This window comes from Sphingopyxis sp. (assembly GCF_036402335.1).
GTDB lineage: Bacteria > Pseudomonadota > Alphaproteobacteria > Sphingomonadales > Sphingomonadaceae > Sphingopyxis.
Map to the genome: position 1 here is coordinate 1 of NZ_DASWTD010000184.1, position 14061 is coordinate 14061.

General features: G+C 66.4%; 12 protein-coding genes. 9 read left to right on the plus strand and 3 right to left on the minus strand.

Annotation, left to right across the window (positions count from 1 at the left end; genetic code table 11):
- Positions 1–1030 (minus strand): RsmB/NOP family class I SAM-dependent RNA methyltransferase (locus tag VGD20_RS05775; RefSeq protein WP_331133538.1); only part of this gene is annotated, 1030 nt, incomplete at its 3' end.
- 150 nt (positions 1031–1180) lie between these two features.
- The gene (gene guaB, locus VGD20_RS05780) at positions 1181–2638 is read right to left on the minus strand and encodes an IMP dehydrogenase (protein WP_331133539.1); all 1458 of its coding nucleotides are present in this window, start codon (positions 2636–2638) and stop codon (positions 1181–1183) included.
- A gap of 257 nt (positions 2639–2895) precedes the next feature.
- Between guaB and VGD20_RS05785 the strand changes: the two genes are divergently transcribed.
- The 9 genes from VGD20_RS05785 to VGD20_RS05825 all read left to right on the plus strand — a co-directional run bounded on the left by VGD20_RS05785 (position 2896) and on the right by VGD20_RS05825 (position 12486).
- Positions 2896–4260: an MFS transporter gene (locus VGD20_RS05785; RefSeq protein ID WP_331133540.1), complete on the plus strand. Its 1365-nt coding sequence runs from the start codon at positions 2896–2898 to the stop codon at positions 4258–4260.
- Between the two features lie 21 nt (positions 4261–4281).
- Entirely contained in the window at positions 4282–5361 is a 1080-nt protein-coding gene (locus VGD20_RS05790; RefSeq protein WP_331133541.1) for a sn-glycerol-3-phosphate ABC transporter ATP-binding protein UgpC, read from the plus strand.
- 166 nt (positions 5362–5527) lie between these two features.
- Entirely contained in the window at positions 5528–6529 is a 1002-nt protein-coding gene (locus tag VGD20_RS05795; RefSeq protein WP_331133542.1) for a LacI family DNA-binding transcriptional regulator, read from the plus strand.
- A 16-nt stretch (positions 6530–6545) separates the two neighbouring features.
- Positions 6546–7811: an extracellular solute-binding protein gene (locus VGD20_RS05800; protein WP_331133543.1), complete on the plus strand. Its 1266-nt coding sequence runs from the start codon at positions 6546–6548 to the stop codon at positions 7809–7811.
- Between the two features lie 41 nt (positions 7812–7852).
- Positions 7853–8704 (plus strand): sugar ABC transporter permease, encoded by an 852-nt coding sequence (locus VGD20_RS05805; RefSeq protein ID WP_331133544.1) that lies wholly within the window; start codon positions 7853–7855, stop codon positions 8702–8704.
- Positions 8701–9516 carry a carbohydrate ABC transporter permease gene (locus VGD20_RS05810; protein ID WP_331133545.1) on the plus strand — a complete coding sequence of 272 codons (816 nt, stop codon included), beginning with the start codon at positions 8701–8703 and terminating at the stop codon, positions 9514–9516. Before VGD20_RS05805 ends, VGD20_RS05810 begins: the two co-directional genes overlap by 4 nt.
- A gap of 8 nt (positions 9517–9524) precedes the next feature.
- Entirely contained in the window at positions 9525–10280 is a 756-nt protein-coding gene (locus VGD20_RS05815; RefSeq protein WP_331133546.1) for an alpha/beta hydrolase-fold protein, read from the plus strand.
- Positions 10277–11623 carry a GH1 family beta-glucosidase gene (locus VGD20_RS05820; protein WP_331133547.1) on the plus strand — a complete coding sequence of 449 codons (1347 nt, stop codon included), beginning with the start codon at positions 10277–10279 and terminating at the stop codon, positions 11621–11623. Before VGD20_RS05815 ends, VGD20_RS05820 begins: the two co-directional genes overlap by 4 nt.
- Positions 11620–12486 carry an endonuclease/exonuclease/phosphatase family protein gene (locus VGD20_RS05825; RefSeq protein WP_331133548.1) on the plus strand — a complete coding sequence of 289 codons (867 nt, stop codon included), beginning with the start codon at positions 11620–11622 and terminating at the stop codon, positions 12484–12486. Before VGD20_RS05820 ends, VGD20_RS05825 begins: the two co-directional genes overlap by 4 nt.
- 29 nt (positions 12487–12515) lie before the next feature.
- On the opposite strand, the gene VGD20_RS05830 is transcribed toward VGD20_RS05825, so the two are convergent.
- Entirely contained in the window at positions 12516–14009 is a 1494-nt protein-coding gene (locus VGD20_RS05830) for a glucoamylase family protein (protein ID WP_331133549.1), read from the minus strand.
- Positions 14010–14061 lie beyond the last annotated feature (52 nt).

The following is a 14061-nucleotide window of genomic DNA, read 5'->3' on the forward strand; positions in this document are numbered from 1 at the left end:
CCCGCCCCTCGCGCGTGATGATCGAGCAGACAGCATAAAGGAGTTTGCCGCCCGGCGCCACAAGATCGGCGCCGATATCGATCAGCTTCGCCTGATCGGCGAGATGGCGTTCAAGGCGTGCGGGGGTCAGACGCCAGCGCAGTTCGGGACTGCGCCGCCATGTGCCGCTGCCCGAACAGGGCGCGTCGACGAAGACGCGGGCCGCCTTGCCCCGCCAGTCGGCAAGCATCGCGGATTCCTGCCCCGGATTGAGCAAGCGGGTTTCGACGCGCGTCGCCCCCGCGCGCTCGCCGCGGGGAGGGAGTTGCTGGAGCCGCGCGCGATTGGTGTCGCACGCGAGGATATCGGCTGCATCGCCTGTCAGCGAAGCGATCGCGAGCGTCTTGCCGCCCGCGCCCGCGCAAAGGTCGACGATCGCCATGCCCGGCGCGGCATCGAGCGTCGCCGACGCATATTGGCTGGCGGCATCCTGCACCTCGAACTGCCCGTCGGCATATGCCGGGTGCTGCACCGCGGCGGTTTCGGGCGGAAGGCGCCAGCCGTCGGGGGCGCCCGCAATCGCCTCGCCGTCCGGAAAGAGTGCGGCGAGGTCGCCGACGCCGACCTTGATACGGTTCGCGCGCAGGTCGAGCGAGGCCCGGGCGAGCATCGCGTCATGTTCGTCTGCGCCAACGAGCGGGTCGAACAGATCGACCAGCGCCTCGGCGGCGAGCCCGATTTCGGCGCGCGGTTCGTCGGCGGCAATCGGTGCCGGACCATAGGGCGTGCCATCGAACAGTTCGGCAAGCCCGGGTTGCGCGTCGACGAGCGCCAGCATGGCGGCGCGGCCCGATACGGGGGCCGAGCGCACGGTCCGGATCGCATCGTAAACATGCGCACGGATCGCGCGGCGATCCTTCGACCCCGCATAACGACGCGTGCGCATCGCTTCGGCGAAGATCGCGTCCGCCGGCGCCCCGCCTTCGCGCGCCGCGGCGGCGATGGCGTCGAGAATCTCGATTGCCGCCTGAACGCGCGCTGCCGGCGTCATGAAAAGCCCCTCCCGCTTGCGGGAGGGGTTTGGGGTGGGCCAGCAACCTCGCGGCTGCCCACCCCGCTGCGACTAGCGAGCAAGCTCGCAAGTCTCGCTGCCCCTCCCGCAAGCGGGATGGGAAGATGGGTGGACGAATGCGCCGCCACCTTATCCGACCGGATAATTGGGCGCCTCGCGCGTGATCGCGACGTCATGGACATGGCTTTCGCGCAGACCCGCGTTGGTAATCCGCACGAACTTCGCACGCTCGCGCAGATCCTTCAGGGTGCGGCTGCCGGTATAGCCCATCGCTGCCTTCACGCCGCCGACGAGCTGGTGAATCACATCCTTTGCAGGACCCTTGAACGGCACCTGTCCTTCGATCCCCTCGGGAACCAGCTTCATCTGGTCCTTGATGTCCTGCTGGAAATAGCGGTCGGCCGAACCGCGCGCCATCGCGCCGACGCTGCCCATGCCGCGATAGCTCTTGTAGGTCCGGCCCTGGAACAGGAAGGTCTCGCCCGGCGCCTCGGCCGTGCCCGCGAGCAGCGAGCCGACCATCACGCTCGATGCGCCCGCCGCGAGCGCCTTGGCGATGTCGCCCGAGGTGCGGAGGCCGCCGTCGGCGATAACGGGGACGCCGAGCTTCTGGGCCGCCTCGACGCTGTCGAGGATCGCGGTCAGCTGCGGCACGCCGACGCCCGCAACGACACGCGTGGTGCAGATCGAGCCGGGACCGATACCGACTTTCACGCCATCGGCGCCCGCGTCGATCAGCGCCCTGGTCGCGTCGCCGGTCGCGACATTGCCGGCGAGAACCTGCACGCGGTTCGACAATTTCTTGATCTTCTCGACCGTCGCGCCAACGCCCTTGCTGTGGCCGTGGGCGGTGTCGACGACGATCAGGTCGCATTCGGCATCGAGCAGCGCCTCGGCGCGTTCGATGCCGCTGTCGCCGGTGTTGGTTGCGGCGGCGACGCGCAGCCGGCCGTTTCCGTCCTTCGTCGCGTCAGGAAAGTTCACCGCCTTTTCCATGTCCTTGACGGTGATCAGGCCGATGCAGCGATAATCGTCGTCGACGACGAGCAATTTCTCGATGCGGCGCTGGTGCAGAAGCTTGCGCGCCTCGTCCTGCCCGACGCCGGGGCGCACGGTCGCGAGATTGTCGGCGGTCATCAGCTCGCGCACCGGCTGGCCCGGATTGTCGGCGAAGCGGACGTCGCGGTGGGTCAGGATGCCGACGAGCTTGCCGCCCGTTTCGACGACGGGAATGCCCGAAATCCGGTGCTGGTCCATCAGCGCGGTCGCATAGGACAGCGGGGCATCGGGAGTGATGGTGATCGGGTTGACGATCATCCCGCTTTCGAAGCGCTTGACCTGCCGCACCGCGGCGGCCTGTTCCTCGATCGTCAAATTGCGGTGGAGGACGCCGATGCCGCCGATCTGCGCCATCAATATCGCCATGTCGGCCTCGGTCACCGTGTCCATCGCCGACGACAGGATCGGGATGTTCAGGCTGATCTCGCTGGTCAGCTGCGTTTGCAGATTGGCGTCCGACGGCAAGATGTCCGACGCGCCCGGCACCAGCAGCACATCGTCGAAGGTCAGGCCGGTGGTGATTTCCATTGGGTGCCACTTTCTGGTGCGGGCGGCGCCTGCTCCGGATTCCCGGGCGGCACACGCGATTCGTTTGGTGGCGGCCCATGTAACCAGTCGCGCGCGGGCGCGCCAGTGGGTGGCGGAGGATTATTTCGCGGATCGCCCGATGCTTCTCGAATCACCGCATGCACGCGCGGAACGAACCTCAATGTAACCGGTTGCATCGGATACGTCCGCCGGTTAGACCGGGTTCATAACATATTTTTGGCGAGAGGATAACCAGGATGGACGTGCCCGGCAAAGCGCCCGCCAGCGGCGGCGGACGGTCGAATGCGATGGCAGCCTTTGCCGCGGTCACCGTGCTGTTCTTCGCCTGGGGCTTCATCACCTCGCTGATCGACCCGCTGGTCGCCGCGGTAAAGGGTATCTTCACGCTGAGCGACGCCGAAGCGCAGCTTTCGGCCTCGGCCTTCTTCATCGCCTATGGCCTGATGTCCTTTCCTGCCGCGGCGCTGATCGCGCGTTTCCATTCGGTGCCGTCGATCCTGACTGCGCTGTCGACGATGGTCGTCGGCTGCCTCGTGATGCTCGCCGCGGCGAACCTCGCGGTCTATCCGCTCGTCCTCGCCGGGCTTTTCATCCTCGCAAGCGGCATCACCATCTTGCAGGTCGCGGCGAACCCGCTCGCGGCGGCGCTCGGCGATCCGAAACGCAGTCATTTCCGCCTGACCTTCAGCCAGACCTTCAACAGCTTCGGTACCTTTCTCGGCCCCTTGATCGGGGCGCACCTGTTTCTCGAGGGCGTCGAGGTAAAGCCGGGCACCGTCGTCACCGATAGCGTCCGCGCGCAGGCGCTCGCCGGGATCGACAGCGCCTATTTCTGGATCTGCGGCCTGATCCTCGCGTTGCTTCTGTTTTTCTGGTTCAGCCGGCGCATCGTCGACGAAGCTGTGCCGCCCGCACCGATCGGCGCGCGCGCCGGAATGGGCGAATTGATCGGCGAGGCCTTTTCGTCGCGCTGGGCCCTGCTCGGCGGGCTCGCGATCTTTCTCTATGTCGGCGCCGAGGTCGCGATCGGGACGCAGATGGCGCTGTTCCTCAACAGCGATTCGGTCTGGGGCCAGTCGGACGCAGCATTCGGCCTGTTCGGCTGGATCATGGGCAGCGATGGCGTCCCGGGCGTTTCGCTGCAGGAAGCGGGCAAGGCCGTGGCACTCTACTGGGGCGGGGCAATGGTCGGCCGCGCAATCGGCTCGGTCCTGCTCGCCCGCTTCTCGGCGTCGAAGATGCTGGCGGCATTTACCGCCATCGCCGCCTCGCTCTGCCTCTACGTCGTGATCGTCGGCGGCGTGACGGCCGGCTTCGTCGCGCTGTCGATCGGACTTTTCAATTCGATCATGTTCCCGGTGATCTTCACCCTGACGCTCGAACGTTCGACGGCGCGCGCCGAAGCGACGTCCGGGCTGCTCTGCACCGCGATCGTCGGCGGCGCAGTGATTCCCTATTTCATCGGCCTGTTGTCGGGCGCGGTCGGCTATGCCGCCGCGCTGATCCTGCCCGCCGCCTGCTATGTCGCGCTGTGCATTTTCGCCTTTGCCGCCGGCCGCGCCGCGCCCCGGCAAGCAAGCGCGGGCGTGACCGTTCACTGAGGCCGGAAGGACGGGAGAGCCATGGCCGGGTTGTCGATCCGCGACGCGCGTAAAAGCTTTGGCACCTCCGAGGTGCTGAAAGGCGTGTCGATCGACGTCGCCGACGGCGAATTCACCGTGATCGTCGGCCCTTCGGGCTGCGGCAAGTCGACATTGTTACGCGCCGTGGCCGGGCTTGAAGAGCTGACCGCCGGCAACATCGTCATCGGCGACCGCGACGTGACCAGCCTGCCGCCGTCGGAGCGCGGCATCGCGATGGTGTTCCAGTCCTATGCGCTCTACCCGCATCTGACGGTCCGCGAGAATATGGCGTTCGGGCTGAAGATCGCGAAGGCCGCAAAAGCAGATATCGACGCGGCGGTGCGGCGCGCCGCCGAAATATTGAACATCGAAGCGCTGCTCGACCGCAAGCCCGCCGCGCTGTCGGGTGGACAGCGGCAGCGCGTCGCGATCGGCCGCGCGATCGTTCGCCAGCCGCAGATTTTCCTGTTCGACGAACCGCTCTCCAACCTCGACGCCGATTTGCGCGTGCGGATGCGGCACGAGTTCGCAAGCCTGCATCGGCAACTAGCCACGACAACGCTTTATGTCACGCACGACCAGGTCGAAGCGATGACGCTCGCCGACCGGATCATCGTGCTGCGCGACGGGCAGGTCGAGCAAGCCGGAAGCCCGCGCGAACTCTATGAGCGTCCGGCGAATATCTTCGTCGCCCAGTTCCTCGGCACGCCGCGGATGCACATCCTTGCGGCGACAATTTCGGGCGCCGACCGGGCGACGCTCGCCGATGGACGCGTCGTCATGTTGCCATCGTCCGGACTCGCACTGGCACCCGGGGCCCCGCTGTCGATCGGAATCCGGCCCGAAGATATCGCGATCGGCGACGATCCCGGCGCCGTGCCTTTCACCATCAGCTTCATCGAGCGGCTCGGCGGGCTTGCGACGGTCCATCTTCAGGGCGGCGCCGGGACGCTGGCGTGCCAGTTGCGCGATGACGGCAGCTTGCGCGAAGGCCAAGTCGTACCCGTACGCTTACCGCCGGAACATCTGCACCTGTTCGATGACGAGGGCATCGCGCTCCGTGCCGGCGACCGCAAATGACCTTGCATTTTTCCCGTGTAACCGGTTACTCTGTGAACGTTTCCGCGCCCGGCACCCCGCCAGCAAACAGAGTCGCGACAGCGACCCGGCGCGACCCGCGAGACGAGGAACCGAGAGAAGGTGCGCCAAAGGAAGAGGGGCGGAAAACATGGCTACTTTAAGGGACGTGGCTCGCGAAGCGGGCGTTTCGGTCGCCACGGCATCGCGCGCAATCAACGGCCTCGGCAACGTCACCGCGCCGACGAAGGCCGCGGTGATGGCTGCGGTGAAGAAGCTGAACTTCGTCCCGCACAGCGGCGCGCGCAGTCTGACGCGGCGCAAGACCGACACGGTCGGCGTCATCCTGCCCGACCTGTTCGGCGAATTCTTCTCCGAGATCATCCGCGGTATCGACCTTGTCGCCCATGAATCGGGGATGCACCTCCTGCTCGGCAACATGCACGGCAGCACGCACGAAACCGCGGCGGCGATCGCATCGATGCGCGGACGCGTCGACGGGCTGCTCGTGATGCCGCCCGACCTCAAGCCCGAACTCCTGTCGGACTATCTCGACCCCGCGCTGCCCACGGTGCTGCTCAACTATGACGCGGGCTCGCTCGACCTGCCCTTTGTCGCGGTCGACAATTATCGCGGCGCCTATGCGATGACCGAGGCGCTGCTCGCGCGCGGCGCGCGGCATGTCGTCCATATCGCGGGACCCAAGCACAATCGCGACGCACGCGACCGCCAGCGCGGTTTTGCCGATGCGATGGCGAAAATTGCGGGCGTGCGGAATCCCGCCATTCTGCCGGGCGATTTCTCCGAGGAAAGCGGCGCCAAGGCTGCCCGTCTGCTCGTGGAGGGGCAATTGCCGGCGGACGCGGTGTTCGCCGCCAACGACCAGATGGCGGTCGGATTGATCGCCGGGCTCGCCGAGGTCGGCAAATCGGTGCCGGGCGACCTGATGGTGGCGGGGTTCGACGACATCCCGCTCGCGCGCCACCTCAACCCGTCGCTGTCGACGATGCAGGTCCACATCGACCGGCTCGGATCGACCGCGATGATGATGCTGCTGCGTATCCTGCGCGGCGAAACGCTGGGCGCGGCCAGCGCAACCATCCTGACCCCCGCGCTGATCGCGCGCGGCACCACCGGTGCCATGGCCCAGGCATCCGGCGTGCATCCATGAGCGGCATCGGCGCCCGATGCAGGTGACGCGGCGCCAGATGACGGGCGCGCTTGCGGCGCTGCCCCTGCTCCCGATGCTGGGTGCATGCGGCGCGCGGCGCGGCGACGCGCTGACGATCTGGGCGATGGGCAACGAGGGCGCGAACCTGCCCGCGCTGCTCAAAGGCCTGGCGCTGCCTGCGGGCATGCCGCCGATCGAGGTCCAGCCACTGCCGTGGACCGCCGCGCACGAGAAATTGCTCACCGGCTTTGCCGGCGGGTCGCTGCCCGCGATCGGGCAGGTCGGCAACAGCTGGATCGCCGAGATGGCGGCGATCGGCGCGATCGCGCCGGTCCCCGCATCGGCGGGCGCGTTGCTGGCCGACCAGTTTGCCGCGGTCATCGACACCAACCGCATCGCGGGCCAGACGTGGGCGGTTCCCTGGTATGTCGACACGCGGCTGCAATTCTATCGCAAGGATCTGTTCGCGCGCGCGGGCTTCGGCGCGCCGCCGTCCGACTGGGCGGGGTGGAAGGCCGCGCTCCACAAGGTGAAGGCGATTGCCGGCGAAGGGAATTTTGCCCTGCTCTACCCGGTGAACGAATATGAGCAGCTCACGACGCTGGCGCTGTCGGCGGGGGCCCGGATGCTCCGCGACGAGGGATCGCGCGGCGCTTTTTCGGATCCCGAATTCAAGGCCGCGCTCGCCTTCTACAAGTCGCTGTTCGACGAAGGGCTCGCCCCGCTCGCGTCGTCGGCGCAGATTTCGAACGTCTGGAACGAGTTCGCGCGCGGCTATTTTGGCCTTTTCCTGTCGGGGCCGTGGACGATCGGCGACCTGAAGGGCCGCCTGCCCGCCGACATGCAGGCCAAATGGGCAACCGCGCCCAATCCGGGACCGAACGGCACCGGATCGGCGGCGCCGGGGGGATCGAGCCTTGTCGTCTTTGCCGGAGACAATATCGCCGCCGCGTGGGAGGTGCTGACCCGCCTCTTGGCACCCGCCGCGCAGCTCGAATTCCATGAACTGACGGGCAGCCTGCCCGCGCGGCGGTCGGTATGGCATAAAGCGGGGCTGGCGAGCGATCCGCTCGTCGCGCCATTCGCGGCGCAGCTCGACCATGCGACGGCGCTGCCGAAGGTTCCCGAGTGGGAGCGGATTATCACCGAAATGCAGGTCGTCGCCGAACGCATGGTGCGCGGGCAATATAGCGTCGACGCCGCAGCGAAGGAGATCGACCGCCGCGCCGACCGGTTGCTCGAGAAGCGGCGCTGGATGCTCGATAAGGGGCGCGCGTTGTGAACGCGGCCGGGCGGGCGAGAGAGGCGCGCGCGGGTTGGGCGATGAGCGCGCCCGCGCTCGCGGCGATCATGATCTTCTTCGCCGTCCCGGCCGCCGCTTCGCTGATCCTGAGCTTCACCGATTTCGACATTTACGCGCTCGCCGACATCGGCAATCTGCGCTTCGTCGGTTTCCAAAACTATGAAAGACTGGTCTGTAACCCGCTGTTCTGGAAGGCGATGACCAATACGCTACTGTTCGTCGCCGCGGGGACGCCCTTCATCGTCGCGCTGTCGCTGTTCGCCGCCATGCTGGTCAATTCGCGCTGGCTGCGTTGGCGGCCGGTGTGGCGCGTCGCGCTGTTCGCGCCCTATGTCACGACGCTCGTCGCAACCGCGGTCGTGTGGCGCTACCTGCTCCACACGCGCTACGGCCTCGTCAATTACCTGCTGTCGCCGTTCGGCATCGCGCCGGTCGACTGGCTCGGCGATCCGCACGCCTCGCTGCCCGCGATCCTGATCTTCGTCGGCTGGAAGACGTTCGGCTATAACATGATCATCTTCCTCGCCGCGCTGCAGACCGTACCGCGCGAGCTCGACGAGGCCGCGCGGATCGACGGCGCGGGGTGGTGGACGCGGCTGCGTCACGTCGCCCTGCCCGCGATCGCCCCGACGGTGCTGCTGGTGTCGGTGCTGACCGTCGCGGCGATGTTCCAGCTCTTCGCCGAACCCTATGTGATGACGCAGGGCGGCCCCGCCCAGTCGACCACCACCATCCTCTATTTCATGTACGAGGAAGGGTTCAAATGGTGGAACCTCGGGTCGGGCGCGGCGGTCGCCTTCCTGCTGTTCCTCTGCATCCTCGCGGTGACTTTGGTCCAGCTGCGGCTCGCGAAACGCGGAGGCGCGATATGAGTCTGCGCCGCTGGTCGATCACCCTGCTCGCGGCGCTCGTCGCGCTGCTGACGGTTGCGCCCTTGCTGTGGATGCTGTCGGTCAGCTTCATGGCGCGCGGCGAGGCGTCGCAGTTCCCGCCGCCGCTGTTGCCGGGCAATCCCAGCCTCGACAATTATCGCGTCCTTTTCGGCACCTTCGGTATCGGGCGTTTCCTGCTCAACAGCCTGTTCGTCTCGACGCTGGCGACCCTGCTCGCGCTGCTCTTCACGATCCCGGCGGGCTATGCCTTTGCCAAGCTGCGCTTCCGGGGCCGCGACGCGACCTTCCGCCTGCTCGTCGCCGCGCTCGTCGTGCCGGGGCAGATCGGGATGCTGCCGCTGTTTCTCGAACTAAAGGCGATGGGGCTCGTCAACAGCTATGCCGGCGCGCTGGTGCCATGGCTCGCGGGCATTTTCGGCATCTTCCTCGTCCGTCAATATTGCCTGTCGATCCCCGACGAGATGCTCGAGGCGGCGCGGATCGACGGCGCGAGCGAGGGTCAAATCCTCCGCCGCATCGTGCTGCCGATCCTGACCCCGATCATCGTCACGCTGGCGCTGTTCGTTTTCCTTGGCAGCTGGAACGACTTCATGTGGCCGCTGATCATCCTTGCCGACCAGCAGCTCTACACGCTCCCCGTCGCGCTCGCCGCGATGAGCCGCGAGCATGTGCAGGACAATGAGTTGATGATGGCGGGTGCGGTTGTCACTACCCTGCCCGTCCTCATCCTCTTCCTCGCGCTCCAGCGCTTTTACCTGAGCGGCCTGCTGACCGGGAGCGTCAAGGGATGAACCGAAGAATGACATATTGGACCGCGGCGCTGTTCGGCCTCGCCCTCGTCGCGGCACCCGCCGCCGCAAAGACGAAAATGCCTCCCGTTGCCGAGGGACAGGCGCCGCAGCCGCCGATCGAAACCGGAAACTACCCCTATCAGCTGTTCGTGCCCAAGGGCTATCTGGCGGACACGACGAAGCAATATCCGCTGCTGGTCTTCCTCCACGGATCGGGCGAGCGCGGCGACGATATCGCGAAGGTAAAGGCCCATGGCCCGCCGAAGATCGCCGATCGCGACCCTGCCTTCCCGTTCCTGACCGTATCGCCCTTGCTCGGCACCGATCAGGACTGGGATATCGAGAAGCTCGACCGGCTGGTCGACCATATTGCCAAAAGCCTGCGCGTCGATCGCGCGCGCATTTACCTCACCGGCCTCAGCCGCGGCGGCCATGCGAGCTGGCGCTGGGCGATCGCCGAGCCGAAACGCTTTGCCGCCGTCGCCGCGGTCGCCGGGCGCGGCAACCCGGGTGAGGCATGCCGGCTCATGGACCTGCCAGTCTGGGCCTTCCACGGTGACCGCGACGATGTCGTGACCCCCGAAGGCAGTTTCAACATGGCGCGCGCGATCCGCGCCTGCGGCGGCCGCAAGGTCCGCCTGACCATCTATCCCGACCTCGGCCACAACGCCTGGGATCCCGCCTACGACGACCCGGCGCTCTACGCCTGGCTGCTCGAACAGAGACTTCCCTCCCCGATGAATACCGACAAGGACGACAAATGACGCAGACTGTTTTCCCCGACGATTTCCTGTGGGGCGCCGCGACGGCCGCCTATCAGATCGAAGGATCGCCGCTTGCCGATGGTGCGGGTGCGAGCATCTGGCAGCGGTTCAGCCACGACCCGCGATTGATGGCGGTGAAAGGCGACACCGGCGACGTCGCGTGCGACCATTATAACCGCATGCCCGCCGACGTCGCACTGATGAAGGACTTGGGGTTGAAGGCCTATCGCTTCAGCGTCAACTGGGGCCGCGTGCTGCCCGAGGGGACCGGGCGGGTGAACGAGCCCGGCCTCGACTTCTACGAGCGGCTGGTCGACGAACTGCTCAAGCATGACATCGAACCCCTGCTGACGCTGCACCATTGGGATTTGCCCGCGGCGCTCGACGACAAGGGCGGCTGGCTCAATCGCGACAGCGCCGACTGGTTCGCCGACTATGGATCGGTGATGTATCGCCGCCTCGACGGCCGCGTGAAAAAATGGGTGACGCTGAACGAGCCGTGGGTGATCACCGACGGTGGCTATCTCCACGGCGCGCTCGCGCCCGGTCACCGCAACCTGTTCGAAACCCCGATCGCAAGCCATAATCTGATGCGCGCGCACGGCCGCGCGGTACAAGCCTATCGCAGCGAAGGCGCGCACGAGATCGGTCTCGTCGTCAATATCGAGCCCAAATATCCCGCGAGCGACAGCGCCGAAGACGTCGCCGCGACCGCGCGCGCGCATGCCTATATGAACCGCCAGTATCTCGATCCGGCGCTGAAGGGCAGCTACCCCGACGAACTGGCCGAGGTGTTCGGCGAGGCCTGGCCGCAATGGCCCGCCGAGGACCTTCGGGACATCAACCAGCCGCTCGATTTCATCGGCATCAACTATTACACGCGCAACGTCGTCAGGGCCGACCCGAACCAGTGGCCGGTCGGCGCCTCGCCGGTGAAGCAGGTCGCGACGCACACCACCACCGACTGGGAGGTGTACCCGCCCGCGCTGACCGACATGCTTATCTGGTTCCGCGATACCTACGGCGACATCCCCGTCTATATCACCGAGAACGGCGCCGCCTTCTACGATCCGCCGAAGGCCGGTCCCGACGGCATCGACGATCCGCTACGCTGCGATTACCTCCGCAGCCATATCTCGGCGATCGGCGATGCGATCCGGCAGGGCGTCGACGTGCGCGGCTATATGGCATGGTCGCTGCTCGACAATCTCGAATGGTCGCTGGGCTTTTCGAAGCGCTTCGGCATCGTCCATGTCGACTATGAGACGCAGGTCCGCACGCCCAAGCGCAGCGCGCGTTTCTATAGCAGCGTCATCGCGGCGAACGGCGGGAATCTCGGATGATCCGCTGGCTGCCGATCCTCGCCGCGGCGCTGCTCGCGCAGCCCGCGGCGGCGAAGGAGCGCGCCGACCGCTATAGCGCGATGACGTATAATATCCGGCTCGACCTGGCGTCGGACGGCGCCAATGCCTGGTCCCATCGGCGGAGCGCGCTGACGGGCCTCGTCGCCTATCATGCACCCGACCTCGTCGGCATGCAGGAGGTGTTGCTGCACCAGAAGCAGGCGATCGAAGCCGACCTGCCCGCTTATGCGTTCGTCGGGGCGGCGCGCGACGACGGCAAGGACAAGGGCGAGTTCTCGCCGCTCGGCTTTCGCCGCGACCGCTTCGCGCTGCTTGCGTCGGGCACCTTCTGGCTGTCGCCAACGCCGCAGGTTCCGGGCATGGGCTGGGACGCCGCCTATCCCCGTGTGGCGAGTTGGGCGCGACTGAAGGACAAGGCCTCACACCATGTGCTGCTGGTCGTGAACACGCATTTCGATCATGTCGGCACGACGGCGCGGATCGAAAGCGCAAAACAGATCCGGCGCTGGATCGGCGACAACCGCAAGTCCGGCGAGACGGCCGTGCTGATGGGCGATTTCAACAGCCCCGCGACGAGCAGTCCCTATGCCGCGATCGTCGAGCCCGGCAAGGGCGCGCTCCGCGACAGCGGCACGATCAGCCGCACGCCGCATTATGGCCCGCCCGGCACCTTCACCGGCTTCGACATTGCGCGCAGGGACGCGAGCCCTATCGACCATATCTTCGTGAGCAACGATGTGACGGTACTGCGCCATGCGACACTGACCGACCAGAATGGCGGCAAGCTGCCGTCCGATCATTATCCGGTGGTCGCGGACCTGTGCATCGGGAAGGGCTGCTGAGCCGCTACCCTACACGCGCCCCTGTCGGTTCATTCCGGCGCAACCCCGTCGAGCCAGCCGCCCGTGAAGCCGATGCGTTTCAGGCCGCGCACGATGTGCGGGTTCTTGCGCATCACCTTCCATACGAAACCGCTACGGTGATTTTCCATCATCGCGAGGATCGGTCCCTGGTCGATGCCGAGATAATCATTCGCGACCCAGCCATGCACCGGATCGACCTCGCCCGAGCGCGACCCAGCATCGGTGAAGGTGAAGCTGGGGTTGAAGGCATCCTTGAAGCCGTAGCGGGTGTAGAGCCGCTCGCCATATTGTGTACGCATCGCCATCAGCGCCGGGATCGTCACCTCGGGGGCAAAGGCCACCGAGCCGCCGGCGGCGGTCGGAGCGATCGTGCCGTCATCGACGACGCGGATCGCGCTGGCCCCGCGCGCCATATAGGTATTGAAGTTCCGCGGCGTGCCGTTCACGACCAGCTCGCCTTCGGAATAGGTCGGTCCGTCCGACGCGGTCCAGCCCCAGATGTCGGCGCTATATCCCGCCCATTTGTTCGGATTGTCCGCCCCGTAAGCGCGCTGCGCCAGCGTCGCGCGGCGGCTGTTCTCGAAATAATCGATGCCCTTGCCGCGCATGAAATCATCGCGAATACCGCGGAAATCGACCCACACATGGCTGTACTGATGCCCGAACATCGGCTCGAACTGTAGATGCTGTTGCCCGTAGAAACTGCCCCAGTCCTTTTCGAGATCGGCGGCCCAGCCCTTGTCCCACGCGTCCTTTCCGACGGGGTAGGTCGGCGACCCCAATGCGAGGATATAGACGAGCATGCCCTCGTTATAACCGACCCAGTCGTGCGGCTCCCAGCCCGCCTCGGGCTTCCACCCCATGCTGATCCCGTGCGAATTGGCGAGGTTCGTCGCCTCTGTGCCCGTCGTATTGCGCTGCACCCAGCGCCAGTCGACGCGGGTGTAGATTTTCTCGGCGAGGTCGCGGATCTCGGCCTCCACCGGATCGTCGCGATCATAATAGCTTTGTGCGAACAGAGCGCCGCCCAGGAACAGGCTGCTGTCGACCGTCGACAGTTCGACATCGCGAAACCGCGTGCCGTCGTCATTCTTCAGGAAATGATAGAAAAAGCCCTTGTACCCCGTGGCGCCCGCGACCCCGGCACCCTGCGGCGCGTTCCAGTAAAAGCGCAGGCAATCGCGCGTGCGCAGCGCGGCTTCGGCGCGCGTCACATACCCGCGCTCGGCGCCGATGCCATAAGCGGTGAGCGCAAAGCCCGTCGCGGCGATCGACGAGAAGGGATTGCTCGGCCAGCGATCGGGCGCGAGGCAGCGCTGCGTATCGGTGGTGTCCCAGAAATAGCGGAAGGTGCGCTGCGAGAGTTCTTCGGAAAAGGCGGCCTCGGTCATCGGCGCCATGGTGATCGCGGCGGGGGCAGCCGTCGACGGTGCCGGATTGGCGCCGCAAGCGGCGCTCAGCGCCACGAGGGGCAGGATGACGGCCCCGATCCGGAACGACATTTTATACTCCAAAAATCAGGCGCCCGGCCCGCGGGAGGGGGTGCAGGCCGGG